At 67.1% G+C, this 24,898-nt stretch carries 24 protein-coding genes; 13 read left to right on the top strand and 11 right to left on the bottom strand.

The annotated features are described in order from the left end of the window. Positions 1-47: 47 nt before the first annotated feature. Entirely contained in the window at positions 48-2,009 is a 1,962-nt protein-coding gene (locus CKJ84_RS06715; RefSeq protein ID WP_158221679.1) for a metallophosphoesterase, read from the bottom strand. A gap of 145 nt (positions 2,010-2,154) precedes the next feature. Between CKJ84_RS06715 and CKJ84_RS06710 the strand changes: the two genes are divergently transcribed. Then, entirely contained in the window at positions 2,155-3,843 is a 1,689-nt protein-coding gene (locus CKJ84_RS06710) for an alkaline phosphatase (RefSeq protein WP_095546327.1), read from the top strand. A gap of 14 nt (positions 3,844-3,857) precedes the next feature. Here CKJ84_RS06710 and CKJ84_RS06705 read toward each other — a convergent pair whose 3' ends face one another. Beyond that, positions 3,858-4,571 (bottom strand): IclR family transcriptional regulator, encoded by a 714-nt coding sequence (locus CKJ84_RS06705; RefSeq protein ID WP_095546326.1) that lies wholly within the window; start codon positions 4,569-4,571, stop codon positions 3,858-3,860. Between the two features lie 49 nt (positions 4,572-4,620). On the opposite strand from CKJ84_RS06705, the gene leuC reads away from it, so the two are divergent. Continuing rightward, positions 4,621-6,042 (top strand): 3-isopropylmalate dehydratase large subunit, encoded by a 1,422-nt coding sequence (gene leuC, locus CKJ84_RS06700; RefSeq protein WP_095546325.1) that lies wholly within the window; start codon positions 4,621-4,623, stop codon positions 6,040-6,042. Between the two features lie 40 nt (positions 6,043-6,082). Continuing rightward, a complete protein-coding gene (gene leuD, locus CKJ84_RS06695) occupies positions 6,083-6,673 on the top strand; it encodes a 3-isopropylmalate dehydratase small subunit (protein ID WP_095546324.1) in 591 nt (196 codons plus the stop codon). A 5-nt stretch (positions 6,674-6,678) separates the two neighbouring features. On the opposite strand, the gene CKJ84_RS06690 is transcribed toward leuD, so the two are convergent. Genes CKJ84_RS06690 through CKJ84_RS06680 form a run of 3 tightly spaced genes read right to left on the bottom strand, consistent with a single transcriptional unit; the run spans position 6,679 to position 8,692 of the window. Further along, positions 6,679-7,134 carry a YbjN domain-containing protein gene (locus tag CKJ84_RS06690; RefSeq protein WP_095546323.1) on the bottom strand — a complete coding sequence of 152 codons (456 nt, stop codon included), beginning with the start codon at positions 7,132-7,134 and terminating at the stop codon, positions 6,679-6,681. Continuing rightward, positions 7,134-7,643, bottom strand: coding sequence for a YbjN domain-containing protein (locus CKJ84_RS06685; RefSeq protein ID WP_095546322.1), 510 nt, complete (start codon positions 7,641-7,643; stop codon positions 7,134-7,136). The genes CKJ84_RS06690 and CKJ84_RS06685 overlap by 1 nt, the downstream gene beginning before the upstream one ends. Before the next feature lie 14 nt (positions 7,644-7,657). After that, a complete protein-coding gene (locus tag CKJ84_RS06680) occupies positions 7,658-8,692 on the bottom strand; it encodes a bifunctional NUDIX hydrolase/histidine phosphatase family protein (protein WP_095546321.1) in 1,035 nt (344 codons plus the stop codon). A 141-nt stretch (positions 8,693-8,833) separates the two neighbouring features. Between CKJ84_RS06680 and CKJ84_RS06675 the strand changes: the two genes are divergently transcribed. After that, entirely contained in the window at positions 8,834-9,829 is a 996-nt protein-coding gene (locus tag CKJ84_RS06675; RefSeq protein WP_095546320.1) for an NAD(P)H-dependent glycerol-3-phosphate dehydrogenase, read from the top strand. 42 nt (positions 9,830-9,871) lie between these two features. Then, positions 9,872-10,918, top strand: coding sequence for a D-alanine--D-alanine ligase family protein (locus CKJ84_RS06670; RefSeq protein WP_095546319.1), 1,047 nt, complete (start codon positions 9,872-9,874; stop codon positions 10,916-10,918). Positions 10,919-10,920: 2 nt separating this feature from the next. Here the strand turns inward: CKJ84_RS06670 and CKJ84_RS06665 are convergent, their stop codons facing one another. Then, the gene (locus tag CKJ84_RS06665) at positions 10,921-11,880 is read right to left on the bottom strand and encodes a DUF3515 domain-containing protein (protein WP_095546318.1); all 960 of its coding nucleotides are present in this window, start codon (positions 11,878-11,880) and stop codon (positions 10,921-10,923) included. Between the two features lie 35 nt (positions 11,881-11,915). Here CKJ84_RS06665 and CKJ84_RS06660 point away from each other — a divergent pair, with 35 nt between their 5' ends. The 7 genes from CKJ84_RS06660 to CKJ84_RS06630 are packed head-to-tail and all read left to right on the top strand — an operon-like array spanning position 11,916 to position 19,086. Further along, positions 11,916-12,881, top strand: coding sequence for a thiamine-phosphate kinase (locus CKJ84_RS06660; protein ID WP_095546317.1), 966 nt, complete (start codon positions 11,916-11,918; stop codon positions 12,879-12,881). After that, positions 12,878-13,522 carry a uracil-DNA glycosylase gene (locus tag CKJ84_RS06655; RefSeq protein WP_095546316.1) on the top strand — a complete coding sequence of 215 codons (645 nt, stop codon included), beginning with the start codon at positions 12,878-12,880 and terminating at the stop codon, positions 13,520-13,522. Before CKJ84_RS06660 ends, CKJ84_RS06655 begins: the two co-directional genes overlap by 4 nt. A gap of 11 nt (positions 13,523-13,533) precedes the next feature. Continuing rightward, a complete protein-coding gene (locus CKJ84_RS06650) occupies positions 13,534-15,135 on the top strand; it encodes a DAK2 domain-containing protein (protein ID WP_095546315.1) in 1,602 nt (533 codons plus the stop codon). Positions 15,136-15,138: 3 nt separating this feature from the next. Beyond that, positions 15,139-17,241 (top strand): ATP-dependent DNA helicase RecG, encoded by a 2,103-nt coding sequence (locus CKJ84_RS06645; protein WP_095546314.1) that lies wholly within the window; start codon positions 15,139-15,141, stop codon positions 17,239-17,241. Between the two features lie 32 nt (positions 17,242-17,273). Next, positions 17,274-17,864: a 16S rRNA (guanine(966)-N(2))-methyltransferase RsmD gene (gene rsmD / locus CKJ84_RS06640; RefSeq protein ID WP_095546313.1), complete on the top strand. Its 591-nt coding sequence runs from the start codon at positions 17,274-17,276 to the stop codon at positions 17,862-17,864. After that, positions 17,861-18,337 (top strand): pantetheine-phosphate adenylyltransferase, encoded by a 477-nt coding sequence (coaD, locus tag CKJ84_RS06635; protein ID WP_095534987.1) that lies wholly within the window; start codon positions 17,861-17,863, stop codon positions 18,335-18,337. The genes rsmD and coaD overlap by 4 nt, the downstream gene beginning before the upstream one ends. Further along, positions 18,334-19,086: a TSUP family transporter gene (locus tag CKJ84_RS06630; RefSeq protein WP_369801158.1), complete on the top strand. Its 753-nt coding sequence runs from the start codon at positions 18,334-18,336 to the stop codon at positions 19,084-19,086. The genes coaD and CKJ84_RS06630 overlap by 4 nt, the downstream gene beginning before the upstream one ends. Before the next feature lie 18 nt (positions 19,087-19,104). Here CKJ84_RS06630 and CKJ84_RS06625 read toward each other — a convergent pair whose 3' ends face one another. From CKJ84_RS06625 to CKJ84_RS06610, 4 genes are all read right to left on the bottom strand, one after another. Continuing rightward, positions 19,105-19,878, bottom strand: coding sequence for an amino acid ABC transporter ATP-binding protein (locus CKJ84_RS06625; protein ID WP_304441709.1), 774 nt, complete (start codon positions 19,876-19,878; stop codon positions 19,105-19,107). Between the two features lie 3 nt (positions 19,879-19,881). Further along, the gene (locus tag CKJ84_RS06620; RefSeq protein ID WP_095276192.1) at positions 19,882-20,829 is read right to left on the bottom strand and encodes an amino acid ABC transporter permease; all 948 of its coding nucleotides are present in this window, start codon (positions 20,827-20,829) and stop codon (positions 19,882-19,884) included. A gap of 6 nt (positions 20,830-20,835) precedes the next feature. Continuing rightward, positions 20,836-21,750 (bottom strand): ABC transporter substrate-binding protein, encoded by a 915-nt coding sequence (locus CKJ84_RS06615; RefSeq protein WP_095546311.1) that lies wholly within the window; start codon positions 21,748-21,750, stop codon positions 20,836-20,838. 88 nt (positions 21,751-21,838) lie between these two features. Next, the gene (locus CKJ84_RS06610) at positions 21,839-22,390 is read right to left on the bottom strand and encodes a hypothetical protein (protein WP_095546310.1); all 552 of its coding nucleotides are present in this window, start codon (positions 22,388-22,390) and stop codon (positions 21,839-21,841) included. A 160-nt stretch (positions 22,391-22,550) separates the two neighbouring features. Between CKJ84_RS06610 and CKJ84_RS06605 the strand changes: the two genes are divergently transcribed. Continuing rightward, entirely contained in the window at positions 22,551-23,603 is a 1,053-nt protein-coding gene (locus CKJ84_RS06605) for an HNH endonuclease signature motif containing protein (protein ID WP_143340327.1), read from the top strand. Positions 23,604-23,674: 71 nt separating this feature from the next. On the opposite strand, the gene CKJ84_RS06600 is transcribed toward CKJ84_RS06605, so the two are convergent. Beyond that, positions 23,675-24,847 carry an MFS transporter gene (locus tag CKJ84_RS06600; protein WP_198949245.1) on the bottom strand — a complete coding sequence of 391 codons (1,173 nt, stop codon included), beginning with the start codon at positions 24,845-24,847 and terminating at the stop codon, positions 23,675-23,677. Positions 24,848-24,898: the final 51 nt, after the last annotated feature.

Here is a 24,898-nt window from a genome sequence, read left to right as displayed (position 1 = left end):
CCCCTCGTGGAGGCAGGCGGCGGCGCAAAGCGGCAATGGCCGTTGAGCTAGATGTTGAAGTAGTTGCGGATCTGCTGCACCAGGTCGGGGTACTGGTGGGCGAAGATGCCGGCGATGACGGCGAGCAGGGAAGCGAACAGGCCGAGCGCGAGCAGGACGGCGCCGGCGACGCTGCTGCCGCTCGATGCGCCTTCGGTGTCGTCGCTCGGCTTCTCGCTTGGCTGCTGGTCCGGCTTCTCGCTTGGCTGCTGGTCCGGCTTCTCAGTGGGCTCGGCGGTGGTGGTCACCGTGGCGTGTGCGGTGGTGGCGACGGTTTTCTCTACCGTCTCCTTGACGGTTTCTTTCGCGGTGGAGGACACCTCCTCCGTGCGCGTGATGGTGGTGGGCACCAGCTTGGTGGTGGTTTTCTCCACCTCCTCGCGCACGGTCGTCGGGACCGCAGTAGTCACCGTGGTCGGGGCCGGGGAGCCCTTGATGATCGTGGTCGGGACCTCGGTGGTCTTGTCCACCGTCTGCGTCGTGGTGACCGGCTTTTCCACGGTGGTGGTAACCATGCTGGTCTTCGGCTCCTGCCGCACGGTGGTCGTTGCCGTCGTCGTCTCGGCCGGGCTGGTCTTGCCCGTGGTCGGCGTCGACTGCGCGGAGGTCGCGGAGGTCGTGGCCTCGGACGGCTTGGCCGGGGTGGTGGTCTCCTCCGGCTTCGCCGCGTCCTTCTTCTGCAGCGTGACTTGATCGACCGTGTACGGGGTGTTGATGTTGTAAGTGGTCAGCTTCAGGGACTCCGGGGAGACATCGATGCTGGTGTAGTCCGGGTTGTAGTCCTGGCGCCAGCGGGCCGTGGACTTGTGCACAAGGTCCGTCGCGCGCTCCTCGCGGATGCGCGGGTGCTTCTCCTTGTTCTCGTCCTGGAAGTCGTAGTACTTGCCACCGGTCGCGGTGGTGGAGGTGACGTAGAGGACCTGGTTCTCGTCCGGGATGAGTACGTCCCCGGCCTTCGCCGCGCCTTCAGGGACGACGGGGTCGGCGCCGTTCATGAGGTGGGTGCGGGTGTAGATGTGGTCGTGGCCGCTGAGGACGAGGTCCACGCCGGCGCTGGACAGCTCTGGGGTGAGCTCGTTGCGCATACGCACGACGTCATTGTCGGTGTAGTGGGTGCCCTGGGAGAATGGCGCCTGGTGAATGCCGGCGATCACCCAGTCCGCGTCCTTGCCCTGCTCGGCGATGGTCTTCTTTACAAACTCCGCGTGCTTCTGAATGTCTTCGCTGGAGCTGCGGTTGCCGTCCAGGCCGATGAACAGCACGTTGTTGTAGGTGAAGAAGTAGTCGGTGGTATCGGCGTCCTCGTTGGGGAGGTAGAAGCCGTCGTCGAAGATGCTGGCCGGGGCGTAGGTCTCGTGGTTGCCGCGCAGCACGGCGAGGCGGTACTCCTTGAGCTTCTCCGGAGCCAGGAACGCCTTCATCTGCTGGTTCGGCGCACCCCAGCCCTCGATCTGGTCGCCCAGATGCATGATGAATGCGGAATCCGGGTGCTCAGAGGTGGCGGTAGTGACTGCCTTGTCCCAGGCGACGGCCTGCTCATCGATCTTGGTGTCCACACCGATCTGCGCGTCTGCGAACGCGAGGAAGTTCCAGGAATCCGACTCCTCGCCGGTGGTGAAGGTCGCCTCATCGGTCCAACCGATCTTGTCGCTGCCAATGCGGTAGGTGTACTCAGTCTCCGGCTCGAGGTTGGTCATCAGCGCCTCGCGGGGGCCCTTTTCCGACGTCACGCTCTGCTTCGACGACGGATCGTCGCTTTTCCAGTACTCGAGGTACTGCTCGCCGAGTCGCGCGGACTGCCAAGCGACGTTCGCCTGGGTCTCGTCAGCGCCGATACCGAGGGCGACGCGGTCGACCGCATTGGTCGCGGCGTGCGCCGTGGGCACTGCGACGGGAGCGGCGAAGAGGGACACTGCAAGTGCGGCTGCGAGTGCGCCGCGGCGGGCGGGGGAACGGTGAGGGGTACGCATGAAGGCCATGGTCCTTTACCTAATCTGAAGATTCTGAACAGGCGGTTACGTGCAAAGCAGCGGAAAGCTGAAATTTAAGTGAACAGTAACTTACTTTGCGCTGTTCGTCTTGCGGAGGCATGAGCGTTGGGTAAAAGTAGCGGTCATGAGCTCAGAGTTTCGTGTGAATCGTCGCGTCGTCCTGCAGGCGGCCGCAGCGTCCGCTGCCGCCGCTGCTGTGGGGGCCACCGGGGCGTACGCCGCCCGCACCGGTACCGTCTCCACCCCGGAAACACCCACCACTGCGGACCAGTGGGGCCTGCCGTTCCTGCACGGTGTCGCGTCCGGTGACCCGCTGCCGGACCGGGTCGTGCTCTGGACGCGCGTCACCCCGTCGCGCGAGGCGCTACCGGGTTCTGGTCTGGGCGAAGATGTGGAGCTGGAGTGGCAGCTGGACACCTCTGAGGACTTCAAGAAGCCGAAGACGGGCTCCGTCATGGCGGTGGCGTCCTCGGACCACACCGTGCACGTGGACCCGACCGGACTGAAGCCGGGGACGGAGTACTTCTACCGATTTGTCGTGAAAAGCGGCGAGCACGAGGGAGCGATCTCTCCGGTCGGGCGCGCGCTGACGGCGCCGAAGGAGGACGCGGACCTGGACCAGCTCAACCTGGCTATCGCCTCCTGCGCCAACTGGGAATCCGGGTACTTCCAGGCGTATGCGGACATGGCCGAGCGCGGACGTAGTGGCGAGATCGACCACGTGGTCTTCTTGGGCGACTACATCTACGAGTACCCCACGGGCGAGTACGCGGGCAAGAGCGGTGTCGCTCGTATGCACCACCCGGAGTGGGAGATCACCACGCTGGAGGACTACCGCCAGCGCTACGGGCGCTACCGTACGGACCTCAACCTGCAGGCGGCGCACGCGGCCTGCCCGTGGATCGTGGTGTGGGACGACCACGAGGTGGCCAACAACAACTGGCGCGAAGGCGCGGAGAACCACACGGACGGCCGCGAGGAAGGGCAGTTTGATGAGCGTCGCGACGCCGCGATGCAGGCCTATTATGAGTGGCTTCCGGTCCGCGCGGAATCCCTGTCGGGCGAGCGCCGCATCTACCGCCGCTTCAACTTTGGCAAGCTTGCGCAGCTGACCATGATGGACCTGCGCACCTACCGCGACGAGGAGTCCGGCAGCGACCAATTCGACGATCCAGATCGCACGATGCTGGGTAGCGAGCAATTCAATTGGCTCGCCGAGCAGCTGCAGGAATCCAACGCTCGCTGGGACGTGCTGGGCAACTCGGTGATGATTTCTCCGATGCGCTTTGTCACCATCGCGGACAACGACAAGGCGAATGAAGCCGTTGGGTTCATTAGGGAGCGCTCCACCGGTATCGCGGTCAATTCGGACCAGTGGGACGGCTACGCTGCCGAGCGCAACCGTCTGCTTACGATGCTGGACGAGCAGGAGAGCAATGTCTTGTTCCTCACCGGCGACATCCACTCCGAGTGGGCGAACTCCATCTCCTCGACCTACGGCGAGATCGGCTGCGAGATGGTCACCACCTCCATCTCGGCGCCCAACGTGGACGAGATTCTCACCAGCGCGTTTGGCACCTACCACGAGGAGGACAACTCCACCTCGCTGCTGGTGGAGAAGGTCATTCGTGACAACAACCCGTGGGTCAAGCACATCGATTTTGACGGTCACGGGTACGGGGTCGCCAGCATCCACCACGACTACGTCGACATGCTCTACTACCGCGTGTCCGACGTCGAAGACCCGGACGCCACCGTGTCGCTCGCGCACGAGCAGCAGTGGCGCATTGGCGAGGGCTTCGTCGAGGCCTAACTTAGAGGCCTAACTTAGAGGGCGGCCTCGAGCCGGCCGCGGGCGCTTAGGAGCTCCGCGCCCCACTTGTCGGCGGGGCTGGGGGAGAACCGCTCCGCCGGGCCGGAGATAGAGAGCACCGCGATGACCGAGCCGTCGGGGTCGCGCACCGGCGTCGAGACGGATGCGAGGCCGACCTCGCGCTCGGCGACGGATTCTGCCAAGCCCGTCTCGCGCACGGAGTCCAGTTCGGAGGTGGGGAACGGGGTGGCGTCGATAAGCGCATGTGCGGCGTAGACTCGCGCGGCCGAACCCGCAGAGAGCGAGAGCTGCGAGCCGACCGGCACGGTGTAGGTCAGGCCGGCCGCGGGTTCCTCGGCGGCGATGCACGTGCGGGTGTCGCCGGTGAGCTCGTAGAGCTGGACCGCCTCGCCGGTCGTGGCGACGAGTTCGCGCATGATGGGCGACGCCGCACTGAGCAGCTGCGGCGGCGTGCCCGAAGAGAACGACTCGAGCGCGGGGCCCACCGTCCAGGCTCCCGTGTCGGTGCGCGCGAGGATGTTGTGGACCTCGAGCGCGGTGGCAATGCGGTGGGTGGTGGCCCTGGGCAGCCCCGTGTCCTCGATGAGTTGCGCGAGGGTCTTGTCGCCCCGCGCGACTGAGCGGACGATCGCTACGGAACGGTCGAGCACTTTGATGCCGGAGTCTTCGCTATACTGTCTCACGTAATGGATAGTAGCATCTCGCATTTTGGGAAGCAGCGCTTCTCGACGGTGCGTTGACCCAAGGAGAATCACCATGGAGCAACAGCCCCTGACGCTGGCCGAAAAAGTGTGGAACGACCACGTCGTTTCCGCAGGCAAGGGCGACGAGCCCGACCTTATCTACATCGACTTCCAGCTGCTCCACGAGGTCACCTCCCCGCAAGCGTTTGACGGACTGCGCATGGCCGGGCGCACCATGCGCCACCCCGAACTGCACCTGGCCACCGAGGACCACAACGTGCCCACTGAAGGCATCGTGAACGGCAACCTGCTTGAGATCGCCGAGCCGACGTCGCGCATCCAGGTGGAGACGCTGCGCAAGAACTGCGAGGAATTCGGCGTGACGCTACACCCGATGGGTGACGTCAAGCAGGGCATCGTCCACACGGTCGGCCCGCAGCTGGGAATCACCCAGCCCGGCATGACGATTGTGTGCGGCGACTCGCACACCTCGACGCACGGCGCGTTCGGCTCCATCGCCATGGGCATTGGCACCAGCGAGGTCGAGCACGTGATGGCGACGCAGACCCTGTCGCTCAAGCCGTTTAGGACGATGGCCGTTGAGGTCACCGGCGAGCTCGCCGAGGGCGTGAGCGCGAAGGACCTGATTCTGGCCATCATCGCCAAGATCGGCACCGGTGGCGGGCAGGGCCACATCATCGAGTACCGCGGCGAGGCGATCCGCAAGCTGTCGATGGAAGCGCGCATGACCATCTGCAACATGTCCATCGAGGCGGGCGCGCGTGCGGGCATGGTCGCCCCGGACGAGACGACGTTCGAATACGTCAAGGGCCGCGAGTACGCGCCGAAGGGCGCCGACTGGGACGCGGCCGTCGAGTACTGGAAGACGCTTCCCACGGACGAGGGTGCCACCTTTGACACCGTCGTCGAGATCGACGGCTCGGCGCTCACCCCGTTTGTTACCTGGGGCACGAACCCCGGCCAGGGCCTCCCGCTGGGTGAAAACGTGCCGGACCCGGAGGGCTTCACCGACGACAGCTCGAAGCAGGCCGCCGAGAAGGCGCTCGCGTACATGGACCTCACCCCGGGCACGCCGCTGCGGGACATCGTCATCGACACCGTCTTCCTCGGCTCCTGCACCAACGCGCGCATCGAGGACCTGCGTGCCGCCGCCGAGGTCGTGCGCGGCCGACGCATTGCCGACGGCACCCGCATGCTCGTCGTGCCGTCGTCCACGCTGGTCAAGCAGCAGGCCGAAGAGGAGGGGCTGGACGCGGTCTTCACCGAGTTCGGCGCGGAGTGGCGCACCGCCGGCTGCTCGATGTGCCTGGGGATGAACCCGGACCAGCTGGCGCCGGGGGAGCGGTCGGCGTCGACAAGCAACCGCAACTTTGAGGGCCGCCAGGGCCCCGGCGGGCGCACCCACCTGGTCTCGCCGCTGGTGGCCGCCGCAACTGCGGTGACCGGGCACCTGGCCAGCCCCGCGGACCTCTAAGCCCACAAGCACTCACACACGACAACGAGGAGTACACATCATGGAGAAGTTCACCACCCACACCGGCGTTGGGGTGCCGCTGACCAGGTCAAACGTTGATACGGACCAGATTATCCCCGCCCGCTACCTCAAGCGAGTTTCCCGCACGGGCTTCGAGGACGGCCTGTTTTCCAACTGGCGCGAGAACCAGCGGGACTTCGTACTGAACCAGGAAGACTTCGCGGCAGGCTCGGTGCTGTTCGCCGGCCCCGACTTCGGCACCGGATCCTCGCGCGAGCACGCCGTGTGGGCGCTCATAGACTACGGCTTCAAAGTCGTCTTCAGCCCCCGGTTTGCTGACATCTTCCGCGGCAACGCCGGCAACGCCGGCCTGCTCGCTGGCATCATGAGCGAGTCCGACATCGAGCTGATCTGGAAGCAGCTGGAGCAGACGCCGGGTCTGGAAGCCTCGGTCTCGCTCGCTGACCGCACGGTCACCGTCGGCGAAAACACCTACACCTTCGACATCGACGACTACACCCGCTGGCGCCTGATGGAAGGGCTGGATGACATCGGGCTGACGCTTCGCGACGAGCCCGCGATCCAGGCCTTCGAAGCGAAGCGCCCCGCGTTCAAGCCGGCGGTGCGCTAGTCGCGCTACTCCGGCAGGTTTTCCAGCGCCTCCGGGGCGAACTCCTTGAGAAACGCCTTGGAGGTGTTCACCAGGCCGAGCACGCCGCGGTCCACGAAGTCGCGGAACTGCTCGTCGGTGTGCTTCCAGTGGCACGGCAGCGCGTAGGTCACGCCCAGCGCGGCGAGGTCGCGTTCCGGGTCCTCCAGCGCCACCGCAGTGGGAAAGGAGCGCACGTTGTTGAACTCCTCGCACCAGGTCAATACCTCGTCGAAGCGGGATGCGGTGACCTCGCTGACGCCGACGGTGGTAAACAGCACGATCGAGTTCGACGTGTACGAGATTTCCATCGAGATGCCCGCGAACCCGGTCTGGAACGAATCCGGGTTCTCGGAGTCGGTGTAGGTCCAGCCCTGCTGCTGGAAGTACTCGCGCACGCGGTCCAGGTCGGTGTTGCGGTAACCGGTTGTGTGGTCGGCCATTACTGTGCCCCCTCGTCGGATGCGTCGGATGCGTCAGATTCAGTGCTGGATGCAGTGCTGGATTCGGCGGAACGCTCGCGCGCGATGTCGTCGCGAAGCTCGCTGAGCTCCTCGTTGAGCGCATCGGTGGCGTAGCGCAGCATGGAGAAGTAGAAGTCCAGCATGCGCTTGAGCTGCTCGTCCTCCGCGCCGCCGTTGGGGAAGAACGGGGAATCGACGAAGGCCAGCATGGCGTCGTCTTCCCACGGGGTGGGGTGAATGCGCAGGCGGGGCAGGGAGCGGTTGACGGTGTTTACGCAGCGTCGCAAAGCGCGCTTGTCTTCCTCGGTGCGGGCGGTGCCCAGCCACCGGGCGACGATGTTGAACATGTCGCCGTCGAAGCGGAAGAAGCACACCGCGCTGGGGAACGCGGTGACCGTCATGTCGTCCGACTCGCTGCGGTAGTGCTTGAGGCCCAGCTCGTCGAGTGTGGCCTCGACGCGCTCCTGCGTAATCGGGGCGAAAGCCATAGTTGTCCTTTCTGCTACTTCACCGGTAGCGCCGAAGGCAGGTAATCCGCACCCGAGAGCTGGCCCTTGTGGAACGTCAGCGACCACACCGAGCCCTTTTTCGCGTTGATTTCCGTATCAATCGGCAGCGTACCGCTTGCTGCCAACCACGCTATCAGCCCCGGGATGGCCTCGCCTTGGCTGCAAATCACGCTCGTGCCCTCGGCGTTGATCACGTCCTCGAACGCGCGTTTCGCGCCGACCATATCGCCCAGCCAGGCCTGGTCCCCGAAGCGAGGGTCGACGGTGACGTCCAGGCCCAGTTCGTCCGCAAGCGGCTCGACGGTGGCCTGGCAGCGGTCCGGCTCCGCCGAGAAGATGCGGGTGGGTGCAAAGGGGGAGAGCATCGGCACCAGCATTTCCGCCTGGCGGCGACCCTTCTTGTCCAGCGGGCGCAGATTGTCATCCCCGGACCACTTCGCGCGCTCGTGCGCGCGAGCATGGCGCACGAGGAGGATGCGGGTATCCGCGGAGCGCGAGAAGCGCTTCTGTGCCTTCTCTAGCACCTGGCGGTCCAGGTTGTAGCTCATCAGCGGTTTCGCCTCGGGGATGGGCAGCCAGCGGATCTCGTCCACCTCGTCGTTCGGGGTGAACTCGCCACCGGTGACCTCGCCCGTCCAGTAGTAGACCACCTTTGTGGTGTGCTTCACCGGGTAGATGGTCTTGCCCAGCAGCTTGCCCAGGCGCACCTCGTAGCCGGTCTCCTCGCGGATCTCGCGCACCGCGGTGACCACCAGGGACTCGCCGGGGTCGAGCTTGCCCTTGGCCAGGGACCAGTCGTCGTAGTGCGGGCGGTGGATGCACGCCACCTCGATGGATTCCGGTTGGGTGCGGTCGCCGCGCCACAGCACCGCGCCCGCGGCCAGGGTGGTGCGGGGGAACTCGTCCAGCGGGCGCTTCGGGATCTCCTGGTGGCGCCCGGTGAGGAACATCTCCCCGGCGATGTCCTTGTGCTGCTCGTGCAGTTTCCCCTTGCGCGGCGCGCCCGCGCGCGATTTCTTGTCAGCCATACCCGCTATTTTTGCGCACGCTGTGCTCGCGCGCCAATGCGCCCGCTGCGCCCGCGTGCCGCGCACGGCGTGCAAAACTCTTGATAGGCTGACAAAGTTTGTTGAGGCACAGCGAGGAAGAATGAGGAAGGCAGCAACGCAATGATGAATGTGGCAGTGCTCGGCGCCGGGTCGTGGGGCACCACGCTGGCAAAGGTCTTCGCCGACGCCGGCAACGCGGTAGACCTCTGGGCGCGCCGCCCGGAGCTCGCCCGCACGATAGAGACCACACGCGAAAACCCCGACTATTTGCCGGGCATCACGCTTCCCGACGCCGTGCGCCCCACCTCCGACGCCGCAGCCGCACTCGGCGCGGACATCGTCGTCTTCGCGGTGCCGAGCCAGACGATGCGCGACAACCTCACCGGGTGGGCGCAGCATTTGCGCACCGATTCGACGCTGCTGTCCATCTCCAAGGGCATCGAATCGGACACGCACCTGCGTATGTCTCAGATCATCGGCGAGGTCACCGGCGCGACCGAGGACCGCATCGCCGTGCTCTCCGGCCCGAACCTGGCCAGAGAGGTCGCGCTCGAGCAGCCGGCCGCCACCGTCATCGCCTGCTCCGACCTCAACCGCGCGAAGCTGGTGCAGGCCGCCTGCGCGACGAACTACCTGCGCCCGTACACCAACGAGGACGTCGTCGGCTGCGAGATCGGCGGGGCGACCAAGAACGTCATCGCGCTCGCCTGCGGCATGGCCTCCGGCCAGGGCCTCGGCGAAAATACCTTGGCCTCGCTGATCACGCGCGGCCTCGCGGAAATCACCCGCCTCGGCACGGAGCTGGGCGCGGACGCCCGCACGTTCTCCGGGTTGGCCGGCCTGGGCGACCTCGTCGCCACGTGCTCGTCTCCGCTGTCCCGCAACCGCACGTTCGGCGCCGCGCTGGGCAAGGGGGCCACGATCGAGGAGGCGAAGGCTGCGACGAAGGGGCAGGTCGCGGAGGGCGTCGTGTCGTCGAGAAGCATCTTCCAGCTCGCGCAGGAGCGGGGCGTGGACATGCCGCTGACCCAGGCGGTGTACGCCGTGTGCCACAAGGGCGTGAAGGTGCCGGAGACGATTGCAGCGTTGATGGGGCGGAGCAAGAAGTCGGAGTAGCTGGGAAGCTGGCGGAGCAGCTGGCTGGTGTAGTCTCGATCTGTGATTCGTATAGCCGTCATTTACGGTGGCCAGTCCACCGAGCACTCGATTTCCTGCATCTCGGCCGGCGCAGTCATGGCGCACCTCTCGTCCGAGCGCTACGAGATTTACCCCGTGGGCATTACGCGCAGCGGCGCCTGGGTGGAGGGCGCGCTCGACCCGGTCGCGGGCGCCACGCTGCCGGAGGTATCCGGGAAGCGCGAGGTGGCGCTCTCGCTCAACCCGGACCGGCGCGGCGTGTTCGTCGACGCGGCAAGCGGCGAGGCCCTGGCTCAGGTCGACGTTGTCTTCCCGGTCCTGCACGGCAAGTTCGGCGAGGACGGCACCATCCAGGGCCTCCTCGAGATGGCCGGCGTGCCCTACGTCGGCCCCGGCGTCCTCGCCTCCGCGTGCGGCATGGACAAGGAGTACACGAAGAAGCTCGTACGGGCGGAGGGGGTCGCTGTCGCCGAGGAGGTGGTGCTGCGCGCAGGGCAGACGCTTGACGACGCCCAGCGTGCCCGCCTCGGACTGCCCGTCTTTGTCAAACCTGCCTCGGGTGGTTCGTCGATTGGCGTGTCCAAGGTGGAGTCATGGGAGGCCCTCGACGAGGCGATCGCGCTCGCCCACGAATCGGACGGCAAGGTCCTCGTCGAGTCGGAGCTGCACGGTGACGAGGTAGAAGTCGGCGTCATCGAGCACCCGGACGGGCGCATCGAAGCGAGCGTGCCCGCCAAGCTCAACGGCACCGAGGATTCCGCCGAAGGCTTCTACGGGTTCGAGACGAAGTACCTGGACAACGAGGTCACCGCGACCATTCCCGCGCCCTACGGCGAGGCAACGATCGCGGAGCTCAAGCGGCTCGCGCTGCGCTGCTTCGAGGCGCTGGACTGCAAGTCCCTGGCCCGCATCGACTTCTTCGTTACCAAGGACGGCCCGGTGCTCAATGAGATCAACACCATGCCCGGGTTCACCCCGATTTCCATGTACCCCCAGGTGTGGCAGGCCAGCGGTCTGGCGTACCCAGACCTGCTGGACCTGTTGGTCACCACCGCGCTGAAGCGGTAGCGCTAGCCCTGCTCCGGCAGCTGTTCGGCGATGAGTGCGGAGAGGTTCGTGATCGCCTCGCTGCCCGCCGATTGCGGCAGCGACACCGCCACGCCCGTCGCACGACCCAGCGCGTACCAGGTCGAGGCGGTCGTCCCGTTCGCCAGTGTCGTGTCCTCGAACCAGGGGACGTCATCCACCTGTGAGAGCTGCGCCCCCGCGGCGTAGCTTGCCGGGCCCGCGACACCGCAGCGCACCACGATCGGCTCCTTGCCGTCCGCGATCCAGCCGATGACGTGGGCGGACTCGGGGACGTCGCGAGGCGCGCTGCGGCGGTAGCCTTCGGCAATCGAGTCGGGGGCGGCGTCCGTGAGCGCGCGGCACGAGTCCGCCGCGCCTGACTCGTCGGCAGCGAGCTGCGTCAGCGGCGCCGGCGCGTAGGCGTGTTGCTGCGCCGGCAGCCCGGAGAGGTCCAAGCCGTCGAGCGGGGTGTCATCGCGCCCGAGGGATGCCCCGTCGGCGGTGACGGCCACGGCGGGCTCGCGGTCCACGGTGTACCAGGTGGACATGGTGGAGCCGGGGGTGGCGTCGTCGACGCGCAGCCAGCGGGCGCCCGCGGCCTCGAAGGTTAGGGGCTCGACGTACGCGGTGTACTGCTGCGGCATGGCCACCCCGCAACGCAGGGTCACCCGCTCGGTGGAGGAGGACTGCCACGCGGCAGCGCCCTCGGGCGCGGGGTCCGCAAGTGCTGCGCGGCGGTGGGAGAGGAGGCGGTTAGGGAGGGCGTCGATAAGCGTGCTGCACTCCTGAGACCCGGCCTGCGGCGAGTCGAGCTGGGACATCGCTACCGGCTGGTTCGCGGCCTGGGTGGCCACGAAGCGCGCCCCGCCGAGCACCGCCACAACGAAGACGACGGCGAGCCCAAGGCTGACGTACGCCGCTGTTCTATTAACCTGTGATTCGTTCGCCGGGGAAGCACTCATGGCGCCACAGTCTAACGAAAGGCGGTATAGCAACCGTGATCCGAACCGGGTTTCCCACCGTCGGGCCCACGCTGACATCCGTGGGCGAACACGCGGTGATCGACGCCATCGTGCGCGCCTCGCCATCGCCCATCAACGGCGACGACGCCGCCGTGCTCACCCCCTCGACCCCGAACTCGCGGGTTGTGGCCGCCACCGACATGCTCGTGGAGGGGCGCCACTTCCGCGCCGACCTCACCACGCCGGAATTCGTGGGGCGCAAGGCCGTCGTCCAAAACTTCGCCGACATTGAGGCGATGGGCGCGCGCCCGATCGCCGCACTGCTGGCCATCGCCGCGCCGCCGGACCTGCCGCTCGCCGTGATCGAGGGGGTGGCGCGCGGCGTGGGCCAGGCGACCGCGGACTATTCCACCGAACTCGTCGGCGGCGACGTGACGCAGTCGGACCAGCTCGTGGTCTCCGTCGCCGCGATCGGCTCGCTCGGCGGGAACCGCGATCCGCTCTCGCTGGACCACGCGCGGCCCGGGCAGCGCGTCGTGGCCCACGGCGACATCGGCTACTCCGCCGCCGGGTTCGCGCTGCTCAACGCCGGGGTGCGGATCCCGGAAGCGCTCGAGCCGCTCGTCCACGCGCACCAGGTCCCGCGCCTGACCCCCGGCCGCGGCGTGGTTGCGCGCGCCGCCGGCGCCACCGCGATGACGGACAACTCCGACGGACTGATCCGCGACCTGTCCCAGATTGCCACGCACTCCAAGGTGGGCATCGACCTGTCCAGCCTGGCCATCGCGCCCGACGATCTGCTGCGCAAAGCCGGCGAGCTCCTCGGACAGGACCCCTGGGAGTGGGTGCTCACCGGCGGCGAGGACCACACGCTCCTGGGCACCTGCGACGGCTCCGCGCCCGTCGGCTTCCGCTCGATCGGGAGGGTCACACGCACAGGGCAGGTGCTTATCGACGCCACCGCGCCCCACTACACCAACGGATGGGAGAGCTTCGGATGAATCTACCCGTACACGAGACCTGGCAGGCACCGCTCGCGGGAGTGGAGGACCGCATCCACGCCATGGGAGACTTCCTCCGCGGCGAGGACGCCTACCTGCCGCGCGGTAACGACATCCTGCGCGCGTTTGCGGACCCGTTCGACGCGGTGCGCGTCCTCATCGTCGGGCAGGACCCGTACCCTACGCCTGGCCACCCGATGGGCCTGGCGTTTTCCACCCAGCCGGGCGTGAAGCCGCCGCGCAGCCTGGTCAACATCTACAAGGAGCTGCAGGAGGATCTCGGCGTCGCCCCGCGCGCCGACGGCGACCTGTCGTCCTGGTCCGCCCAGGGCATCCTGCTGCTCAACCGCGTGCTCACGGTCCGGCCCGGTGCGCCCGCCTCGCACCGCGGGAAGGGCTGGGAAGCGGTGACCGAGGCGGCGATCCGCGCGCTCGCGGCCCGCGACCAGCCCCTCGTGGCAATCCTCTGGGGCCGCGACGCGCAGTCGGCGGCGCGCTTCCTTGGTGATACGCCGCGCATCGAGTCCCCGCACCCGTCCCCGCTTTCCGCCAACCGAGGGTTCTTCGGCTCCCGCCCGTTTAGCCGGGCCAACCAGGCGCTTCAAGACCAAGGTGGGCAGCCGGTGGACTGGGGCCTGTAAGATAACCGCTCATGGTGACTCCTCGTGGCTTCGACGGTGACCGCCTGCGCTCATGGGCCAGGCGCGCCGCCAGCGAACTCGAACGCCGCAGGGTGGAGATCAACGAGCTCAACGTGTTCCCGGTTCCCGACGCGGACACCGGCTCCAACATGGCGCACACCATGCACGCCGCCGTGGAAGCGACCGAGCAGATCGGCGCGGACGCCACGGCCGCCGAGGTCGCCGAAGCCCTCGCCCAGGGCGCGGTGCGGGGCGCACGCGGCAACTCCGGCGTCGTGCTCTCCCAGGTCATGCGCGGCCTGGCGCAGTCCATGACGGAGGAGACCTCCGGTGGGGCCATCGTCGCCGACGCGCTCGCCGCCGCGGTGCGGTTTGCGGACCGGGCGATCGCCGAGCCCGTCGAGGGCACAGTGATCACCGTGCTGCGGGCCGCCGCCGTCGCCGCAGAGGAGGCGGCTGCCGGCACCACCGCGAACACGCTCAGCGACGTCGCCGCCGCCGCAACCGGGGCGGCGCAGCAGGCGCTGGCGAACACGCCGTCGCAGCTCGAGGCCCTGCGCCAAGCCGGAGTCGTCGACGCGGGCGCGACGGGGCTGGTCATCCTCCTCGAAGCCCTCGTGGCCGAGGTGGCGGATGGCGCTGCGCAAAACGCGCCGGGGGCAAGCGAGCCGGGGGAGGGGGCGCCCAGAAGCACTGGCTCGGCGGCGCACTCGCACGGTGCCGCGGGAAACCTTGAGGTCATGTTCTACTTCCGCGGCGAGGTCGGCGCACTCGGGAGGCTCGAAGACGCGCTGGTCGGGCTGGGAGACAGCCTCGTCGTCGCGCGCGCCGGCGAGGACGAGGGAACCGTCCATATCCATACCGAGCGCGCCGGCGAGGTGATCGAGCAGGCCTTCGGCGCAGGGCAGGTCAGTAACCTGCGGCTGGAGATCCTGCCCGCGGAGCCGGTGACGCGCGCGCCGAAGCGAGTGATCATCGCGGTCACGCCGCCCGGTTCGCTCACCGAGCTGTACGGTCAGGCCGGCGCCGTGACCATTGCCCCCGGCCCTGATGTGGTGGCGGACATCCTCGCAGCGATCCGCCGCTCCCGCGCCCAGGAGGTGATCCTGCTGCCAAACGGGCTGCTGGACAGCCGGAACCTGGTCGCGGTCGAGCGCGCGACGCGGGCCTTCGAGCAGACGATCACGCTGCTCGCCACCGTGCGGCTGGTCTCCGGGATCGCCGCGCTGACCGTCCACGACGCGAACCAGCCCCTGGCGACCGCCGCGTTCACCATGTCCGAGGCCGCGGGCGAGATGCGCACGGCCGTCGCGCACCGCGCCGAAAAGGCGGGGCTTATCCAGGGTGGCCCCGTGGGCAAGGGCGACATCATCGTTACTGCTCACGGAGAGACCGTGCTCATCGCGGACACGCCGGCGGAGGCGCTCGAGGGTGCGTGCCGGCGCCTGCTCGATCACGGCGGCGAGCAGGTCACGGTGCTCTACGACCCCACCTACCTGCACGCCGAAGAGTTGGACGCGCTCGCGGTGCGGTTCGCCGAGACGCTCGGCGTTGAGGCGGTGGCGTACCCCGCGGACGGCCTCGGCGCGGTCGCCGAGATTGGGGTGGAGTAGCCCATGCTTGGGTTTGCAGACTCGCGTCCGCTGAACCTGGTCATCCCGCTCAAACAGGCGCGCGCGATTGCGAAGCACCTGGACATCACGACCTGCGGCGAGCTCCTGCAGTACTACCCGCGCCGCTACCTCCAGTACGGCAAGGGCGCAGACTTGACCGGCATGGAGGAGGGCTCCACCGCGACGATCATCGGCACCGTCGTGAGCACGACCCTGATCCCGAACCGCAAGACCCCGAAGCGCCCCATCTTCCGCATCGAGGTCGACGACGGCCGCCAAACCATCCCCGCCACCTTCTTCGGCTCCGCCTACGCGCAACGCATGCTCCGCGAGGGTCGCCGCGTGATGCTCAACGGCAAGCTCAATTTTTTTCGCGGTCGCCCCCAGCTCCAGCACCCGGACTTCGTGCTTCTCGACGGCACGTCCCAGGCCACCGGCTCACTGAAACAACTCATGCACTTCGGGTCGTTGGAGCACATCCTTTCCGGGCGCGACTGGCTGCCCATCTACCCGGCGAAAAAGGGGATCAACACCTGGACGATTATGGGCGCGGTCCACATGGTCCTGCACTCGCTGCCGACCATCGAGGAACCGCTCGGGTTCACTCCGATCGGGATGCTGCCGCTGAACTCGGCGGTCCGCCAGATCCACGAGCCCGGCCCAGAGGGTCCCGGCAAGGCGCTGCACCGGCTGAAGTACGACGAGGCGCTGTCCGTCGCGCTGGCCATGGGGGTGCGCCGTGCGGACCTCTCGCATCGCCGCGCGGAGGCCCTGCCGCGGGTGGCGGACCGGGATCAGGCGAGGCTGCTGGGCCAGCTGCCGTTCGCGCTCACGGAGGGTCAATCGGCGGTGTTCGGGGAGATCAGCGCGGACATGGCCTCCGTGCGGCCGATGAGCCGGCTGTTGCAGGGAGAGGTCGGCTCCGGCAAGACGATCATCGCGCTGATCGCCATGCTGCAGGCGGTGGACAACGGCGCGCAGGCCGCGCTTCTCGCGCCGACGGAGGTGCTGGCGATGCAGCACGCGCGCTCGCTTACAGAGACGCTGCTGCGCGCCGGCGTTCCCGCGCGCGTCGTCGCGCTCACCGGCTCCATGGGGGCCGCGCAGAAGCAGGAGGCGCTGCTCAAGATCGTCTCCGGCGAGGCGGACATAGTCGTGGGCACGCATGCGCTGATCCAGGACACGGTGGACTTTTTCAACCTCGGGCTGGTCGTGGTGGATGAGCAGCACCGGTTCGGGGTGGAGCAGCGCGACACGCTGCGGGCGAAGGCGGGGGAGCGCACCCCGCACCTGCTCGTCATGACTGCGACCCCCATCCCGCGCACCATCGCTATCACCGTGTTCGGCGACCTGAGCGTGTCCACGCTCAAAGAGCTGCCGGGCGGGCGCAAGCCGATTCGCTCCTCGGTCGTGCCGGAGTTTCGGCCGTCCTGGGTAGCGCGCGCGTGGGAGAAGATCCGCGAAGAGATAGCGGCGGGCCACCAGGCGTACATTGTCTGCCCCAGGATCGAGAGCGAGGGCGGCGTGCACGAGGTGGCCGAGTACCTCGCCGACGCGGAGTTCCCGGACAGCACGGTCGCCGTCCTCCACGGCCGGATGAAGGGCGAAGAGAAGGACGCCGTGATGGCGGATTTCGCCGCGGGCGCCACGGACGTGCTCGTGTCCACCACGGTGATCGAGGTCGGCGTGGACGTGCCCAATGCCACGGTGATGATGGTGCGCGAGTCCGAACACTTCGGCGTCTCCCAGCTGCACCAGCTGCGCGGGCGCGTCGGCCGTGGCGGGTTCGAGTCGTGGTGCCTCTTCCATACACTGGCGGACCAGGGCTCCCCGTCGTTTACCCGCGTGCAGCAGGTCGCGGCCACCACGGACGGCTTCAAACTCGCGGAGCTTGATCTGCTCAACCGCCGCGAGGGCGACGTGCTGGGTAAGGAGCAATCGGGCCTGCACCGCACCCTGCGGCTGATCAATCTTGTGGACGACCGAGCACTCGTCGAGCGCGCCTACCGGGACGCGGGCAGCATCGTCGCCGACAACCTGGAGTTCGCGCGCAGCGCCACCGCGGACTTTGTCGCCGAAGACTTCGAATACCTAGACAAAAGCTAAACCCGCGCTACCTGCCCGCTACAGTGTGTGGCATGAACCGCATTATTTCCGGAGACGCCCGCGGCAGGAAGATCAAGGTCCCGCCCGAGGGCACGAGGCCGACATCCGACCGCGCCCGCGAGGGCCTGTTTTCGTCCCTCCAGGTCCGCTTCGGGTTCACGGGGGCGAACGTGCTCGACCTGTTCGCCGGTTCCGGCGCGCTTGGCCTCGAGGCAGCGTCGCGCGGCGCGCAGCAGGTGGTGCTGGTGGAAAATGACCCGCGTGCGGTCGCCGTCATCGAGCACAACGCCGAGGTCGTCGGCCACGCGGACGTCCGCATCGAGCCAGTCAAGGCTTCCACCTACGTTGCGCGCGCCCCGCGCAAGCACTTCCACATGGTGCTCGCAGACCCGCCGTACGCGCTCGATGACGCCACCGTCGCCGAGATGGTCCGCGCGCTCGAGCCATTGCTTATCGACGGAGCCGTGGTCGTCGTCGAGCGCCACCGCGACAGCCCCGAGACCGATTGGCCGGCGAACTTCACCCCGACGGGCCAGAAGCTGAAGAAGCGCACCTACGGCATTGCCCGCATGGACATGGCCGTCTACGCGGACCCCGAGACCAACGAAAGCGAGGAGCAATGACCACCGCTGTCTGCCCCGGGTCCTTCGACCCGATCACGAACGGGCACCTCGACATCGTGCGCCGCGCCTCGCACAGCTTTGACGAGGTCATCGTGCTTGTCACCGGCAACCCGTCGAAGAAGTCGGGCCTGTTTAGCGTGGACGAGCGCATGGCGCTCATCAGCGAGGTGACCGCGGACATCCCGGGCGTGCGCGTGGACTCCTGGGGAGGCCTGCTCGTCGACTACACCAACGAGCACCGCGTGACCGCCCTGGTCAAGGGCCTGCGCTCCTCGCTGGACTACGACTACGAGCTGCCCATGGCGCAGATGAACCGCCGCTTGTCCGGCATCGACACCTACTTCCTCATGACGGACGAGAAGTACGGCTACGTCTCCTCCTCCCTGTGCAAAGAGGTGGCCAAATACGGCGGCGACGTCACCGGGCTGGTGCCGCACACGGTTCGCGAGGCCATGCGGGAGAAGTTCCAGTGATCTGGCTCGCCGTCGGCGTGTTCGTTGCCATCGCTGCCGGCGCCATCTCCCAGCGCGTCTCCGGCATGGGGCTCGGTCTCATCGCCGCGCCCGCGCTCTCGCTCATGCTGGGGCCGGTCGTGGGCATCATCCTCATCAACGTCCTCGCCACGATCAACGCGGTGCTGAACACGTGGTCCATGCGCGCGGACGTCGATTGGGGCAAGTTCGCACCGATTGCGGCGGCGCTCGTCGTCGGCGCGGTGCCGGGTGCGTTCCTCATCCGCGCGGTGTCGCCCTCGGCGCTGCTCGTGGTCGTCGGCATCGTGCTCCTCATCGCGCTGAGCGTGGTGACCCTGGGTAAGCGCTACGTGCCGCCTATCGAAGGCGCGCTGCCCGCGGCCGTCTCCGGCGCCGTCGGCGGGTTCATGAACACGCTCGCTGGCGTGGCAGGGCCCGCCATCACGGTGTACTCGCAGGCGGCGCGCTGGCCGCAGCGCACCTACGCGGCCACCCTGCAGCCCATCTTCATGGTCTCCGGCGCGGTCTCGTTCCTGATCAAGGAGCTCACCGGGGCTGCGAACCTGGCGACCATCCCGGCGGCGTTCTGGGGAGCGGCGGCCGCGGGGCTCATCGTCGGCCAGGTTGCGGGCACGAAATTAGCCCCGCACATCCCGAGCGCCAAGGCGCACACCGTGGCGCTCTCGCTCGCGTTTTTCGGCGGGTTTACCGCGCTCGTGCGCGGGCTGGTCGGGATGTTCGGGGCGTAAAGGGCGCTAGAACGAGCGTTAGAACAGCGTCGAAACGAAGGCCTTGGTGCGCTCCTCGCGCGGGTTGTCCAGGACCTCGGCGGGCGTGCCGTACTCGATGACCTGGCCGTTCGCCATGAACGCAACGTGGTCGGCCACTTCGTGGGCAAACGCCATCTCGTGGGTGACCACCATCATCGTCATGCCCTCGGCGGCGAGGTCCTTCATCACGCGCAGCACTTCGCCGACGAGCTCGGGGTCGAGGGCGGACGTGGGCTCGTCGAAAAGCATGAGCTTCGGCTCCATGGCCACGGCGCGCGCGATCGCGACGCGCTGCTGCTGGCCGCCCGAGAGCTGGATGGGGAAGGCGTCGGCCTTCGCGGCGAGGCCGACCATCTCAAGCAGTTTCATCGCGCGCGCCTTCGCCTTCGCCGGGTCCTCGCCCTTGACGTGGATCGGCGCCTCGATGATGTTTTCCAGCACCGTGCGGTGGCCGAAGAGGTTGAAGTTCTGGAACACCATGCCGATGTCGCGGCGCTGCTTGGCCGCATCCTTCTCGCTCATCTCGTAGAGCACGCCGTCGCGCTCGCGGTAGCCGATCAGGTCGCCGTCGACGTACAGGCGGCCCGCGCTGACCTTTTCCAGGTGATTGACGCAGCGCAGGAACGTCGATTTGCCGGACCCCGACGGGCCGATGAGGCAGGTGACGCTGCCCGGCATGACATCCAGGTTGATGCCTTTGAGCACGTCCAACTGGCCGAACGACTTCCACACGTCCACGGCCTGGATCATCGGTGTTGCTTTGACCGTCATGGCTTAGCGTCCCTTCTTTTTGTCCGGTGCGGTGATGATTTCCACGTTGGAGGGGATGGTGCCCTCCGCGTCGGCCAAGCTGGCGAGCTGGCGGGCGGTGAGCTGGCGGGTCGCACCGCGCTCGAAGTAGCGCTCCAGGTAGTACTGGGCGACCATGAGCAGCGAGGTGATGACGAGGTACCAGGTCGCCGCGACGAGCAGCAGCGGCACCGGCTGGAACAGGGCCGCCGCGATGTCCATGGAGCGGCCGTACAGCTCGAGCGAGTAGGGGACCGCGACCACCAGCGACGAGGTCTTGAGCAGCGAGATGAACTCGTTGCCCGTCGGCGGGATGATGATGCGCATCGCCTGCGGGAGCACCGTGCGCGTCATCGTTTGGCGCCAGCTCATGCCGAGTGCCTTCGACGCCTCGACCTGGCCCTCCGGCACCGAGGACACGCCCGAGCGGACGATCTCCGCCATGTACGCGGCCTCGTTCAACCCGAGGCCCACGACCGCCAGCGCGAACGCGGAAGAGGTGAACGGCTCGAGCGGGATCTCGGTGAAGCCGAGGTTGATCGAGTCATAAATCGCGCCGATCAGTCCCCAGAACATCAGCTGCACGTAGACCGGCGTGCCACGGAAGACCCAGAGGAAGAGCCAGGCGACCGCGTTGAACACCGGGTTCGGGCTCATGCGCATGACCGCGAGCAGGATGCCGCCGACGACGCCGATGATCATGCCCAGCAGCGTGATCGCGAGCGTGTGCAGGCCGGCGATGGCGATGCGGGTGTCAAAGAGGTACTGGAAGTAGGTGTCCCACCCGTAGGCGTCGTTACGCGCGGCGCCGATGATGAACCAGGCGACGAGCGCGACCAGGATCGCGGCGAGCACCCAGCGGCCGGGGTGGCGAAGCGGCTTCGCCTCGATGCGCTCCGGCTTGCTCCGCCGGCTGTTTACCTTGTTGCTCATCTGGTGTTACCCCAGCCCTTCTATCGGTTGTTCGTTCAGGAGTGCGTGCTCGAGCAGCCCACTATCGACGTTCCACTGCTCCAGGATGCGGGCGTATTCCCCAGTGTCGATCAGGTGCTGCATGGCCAGCGCCATGACGGGGCCCAGCTCCGAGTCCTTCGGTACGGCGATTCCGTACGGCGCCGCGTCAAACATCTCGCCGACGAGCTCGAGGTCGCCCCCCGAGCGCTCCACAGCCCACGCGGTGACGGGGGAGTCGGCGCTGTACGCGTCCGCGCGGCCGACGAGCGCGGCCAGCGCCGCGTTATCGGCGGTGTCGAAGGAGAGGACGGTGATCGGCTCCTTGCCCGCCTCGACGCAGGCGTCGGACTTGGGGCGCACGTCGTCGGTTTCGGAGACGGTCGTGCGCTGCACAGAAACGGTGAGCCCGCAGGCGTCGTTGGGGTCGACGGCGCTGTCAGTCTGCCGCGCCCACTGGATGCCGGCGTACAGGAAGTCGACGAAGTCGAACGATTCGCGACGCTCAGGGTTGTCAGTGAATCCGGACATGCCGGCGTCGAGGCTGCCGGCTTGCACCGCGGGGAGGATCATGGAGAAGTCCATGTCTTGCGGGTCGTATTCCAGGCCCATCACGCCCGCGAGCGCGCGTCCGATGTCCATTTCGAACCCGATGAGTTCGCCCTCGGAGTTTTTAAACTCGAACGGGGCGAATGGCGGGTTGGCGCCGATGGAAAGCTTGCCGTCCGCGGCGACCTGCTCAGGCACAAGGGCCGCGATCTCGGGGACTTCTTCCGGGACGATCGGCTCCCAGCCATCGGGCGTACCGTCCTCGGTGTTAGTCACGCAGCCGGTCAGCAGGGTCGCTGCGGCGAGGCAGGCCCCGAGGACGCCTGCCCGGCGTGCGGTGAATGTTGCGTGCATGGAACTTCCAGAAGCGTAGAAATATACTGTGCACTGTATATTACTCGCAACGGTGTCGGCGGGGAAGTCGCCATGCCGTGCGGCAAAGCTACTGCTGCGCCATGCGGATGCCGCGCATCACCAGCTCCACGAGCTGGCCGATCACCAGCAGGCCCAGCATGACCGGGATGACGGACGACGCCGCGCGGCTCGAGCCCGCGGAGCTCTGCGCAAAGTCGCCGGTAAAGAAGCCGGACGACATCATCGACGAGCCCTGCACCTCCTGCTTCGCCAGCTCCCACGGGTTCGCGGTATCCGGCACCGACGAGTTCTTCGCCCACGCCTGCACGACGTCCTTGCCGTCGCCCTCCTCCATGTCCTTGGTCCAATCCAGGAACATCTCGGAGCTCGACACCTTCTTCACCGGGTTCTTGTCCGGATCCAGGTGCATGGGATCCTTCTCTTCGTCGTAGTCCAGCGGCTTCAGGCCGGGCGAGGGGTCGCCGGGCTTGTTGCCCTTGGGGCGAGTGCTTGACGACGCCCCATCGCCCCCGTTTTCGCCCGCCTCCGCAGCGGCGGCGGCCGAGACGAGGGGACTGAACTGGACAGTGGATACAGCGAGTGCGGCAGCGATGGTGCCGGCGAGAATGGTCTGGCGCATGCGAACATCCTAACCAAGCGGGTGGACCATTGTCCCATCGGCGAGGCGCGCGGAAAACCCTTAACCAGTATTAGACGCAGGGAACGGGCCCGCGGTTCCCTTCGGTGGGTGTTTTGGGAGTCTTCTCACAAGTGCTTGTTTGCGCTGGTCACGGGCCCGTATGGTGCTGGGTATGGATGTGATTGCAGACCTTGTGGCCCACGACCGCGCCGGCGTTGACTACGTCGCCGCGGCCGTTGGCGTGTCTGCAGATTCGCTTATCGACGCCGGCGTGGCCCCCGACCGCGCCGCCCAGCTAGTCGTTGCCGCCCGCATGTTGTACGCGCCGACGTCGCACTCGCGCTACCAGGCCCGTGCGGTGGCAGGTGCTCGTGAGTGCGGGCATCGGGTGGATACGTTGGCCTATATTGCGCGTGCGTCGCGCTCGATTACAGATGCGACGAACCGGTGGCGGTTTATTGAAACGCTGTGTGCCACCAGTGGTGATTTGGCGTGTGTGCGCCGTGTTGCTGGGCAGTTGAAGCGGGAGTTGTCGCCGGCGCCTGCGCGCACGCCTGGGGTGCGGGTGCGCCAGCATGGGGATGGGATGGCAACGCTTCGTGTGACAGGGCCGGCCCTTGCGGTGCAAGGTGTCTACGATGCGGCGAAAGATGATGTTGCTGGTTGGTTGGCCAATGATTGCCCGAAGGCGGACTACACGGTGCGTGTAACTGCGAATTTGGATCTTGGTGATTACGTGAAGATCATCTCGGGTGCCGGCGACGATGTTGAGGTGCATTTTGCCAGCGGGGTGATTTGTTCTGGTGAGGAGTTTGTGCGGATGCAGCTCGAGGAACTGGGTGCGATCATTTTGGTGGGGGCGGCTGATGGGCCGGTGAATGCGTATGATGTGCGGTTTGCGCATCGGAAGCATCGGGAGATGATGTTGGCGGATTCGCTTACGTGTACGTGGAAGGATTGTGATGTGCCGGCGTCACAGTGCGATGCGCATCATATGGTGGAGCATCAGCATGGGGGTGAGACTGAGGTGGGGAATTTGGGGTGGTTGTGTCGGTATCACAATTATCAGGCCGGTAGGCCGTCGCGTGGGCGGACGCAGCGTCGGGATGGGCGGATTGTGTGGGTCTCGCCGTCGGGTCGGGTCACACCGACTGGGGCGGATCACGCCGCGCGGGCGCCGTTTCGTACCCCGGACCCGCCGGATGACGGGTAGCGTGCCGTCCGCTTTCGAGTTAGCGCCAGTGCCCCTGGCGCCAACACGCATGCGCTGGGGCGGTGGCGTCGTTAAGCGAGGCGGCCCAGGTTGCGCTTGCCCACGAGCAGGATTGCGAGGGAGAGGACCAGCGACGCCGCGCCGAACCAGTACGGGACGCCCGCGCCGAGCGCGGCGGCAAGCGGGCCGGAGACCGCGGGGGCGATGGCGCCGCCGAGGAAGCGCAGTCCGGAGTACGTGGAGGAGGCGACGTTGCGGGGGAGGTGGGTGGCTTCCATGACGGCCTCGGTGAGCACGGTGTTGAAGACGCCGATGAAGATGCCGGCGATGATGACCAGGGTGACGACCGCCGTGAGGTGCAGCGCGGCGAAACCGAGGCAGGCGAGTAGGACGCCGAAGCCGCCGAGGATCAGGTTCAGCACGGGGAAGAGGCCGAGCCATTGCACGAGGCGGGGTGCGAGGAACACTGAGGAGATGGCGAGTGTGAGGCCCCAGCCGAAGAAGACGAATCCCAGCTCGATGGCGCCGAAGTCTTTGCCTGCGAGCGAGGCGGCCTCCTCGATTGGGTACGGGGAGTATGCCAGAAGCGTGAAGAAGCCGAAGTTGTAGAAGAACGCGACCAGTCCGAGCGTGAGCAGTGCCGGTTCCTTGAGCGCGACGAAGCCTGCGCTGAATTCGACGGGGGCGGGTTTGTTGGAGTTGCGCTTGAGGAGCGTCGCGATTGCGAGAAAGCCGATGGCCATGAGGACGGCGGTGCCGTAGAAGGGGGCTCGCCAAGAGATCTCGCCGAGGAGTCCACCGGCCAGCGGGCCGACGGCGAGGCCGATGCCCATCGCCGCTTCGTAGAGGATGATGGCTTGACCGGCGCTGCCTGCGGCGGCGCCCACGATCGCCGCGAGCGCGGTGGAGATGAACAGGGCGTTGCCCAAGCCCCAGCCGGCGCGGAACCCGATGATGGCGTCGACGGAGCCGGCGGCGCCGGACAGAAACGCGAAGACGACGATGAGTGCGAGTCCAATCAAGAGTGTGACCTTGACTCCGATTCGCGAGGAGATGAAGGCGCTGAAAAACATTGCGAGCGCCGTGATGAGCAGGTAGCTGGTGAACAGCAGCATCGTCTGCGTGGGGGACGCGTCGAGTTCGCGGCTGATTGCAGGCAGAATCGGATCGACCAAGCCGATGCCCATAAACGAGACCGTGCAGGCGAACGCGAGGGCCCACACAGCGATTGGTTGCTTCAGCATTGAATGCGGTTCGGCGTCTTCCAAACCAGCGTTGGACATGAAAACCTCCTT

This window comes from Corynebacterium sp. NML 120412 (assembly GCF_002285155.1).
In the GTDB taxonomy this organism is placed as follows: domain Bacteria; phylum Actinomycetota; class Actinomycetes; order Mycobacteriales; family Mycobacteriaceae; genus Corynebacterium; species Corynebacterium gottingense.
Note: the sequence above shows the minus strand (reverse complement) of the source record. Positions and strands in the feature narration are given on the sequence as shown.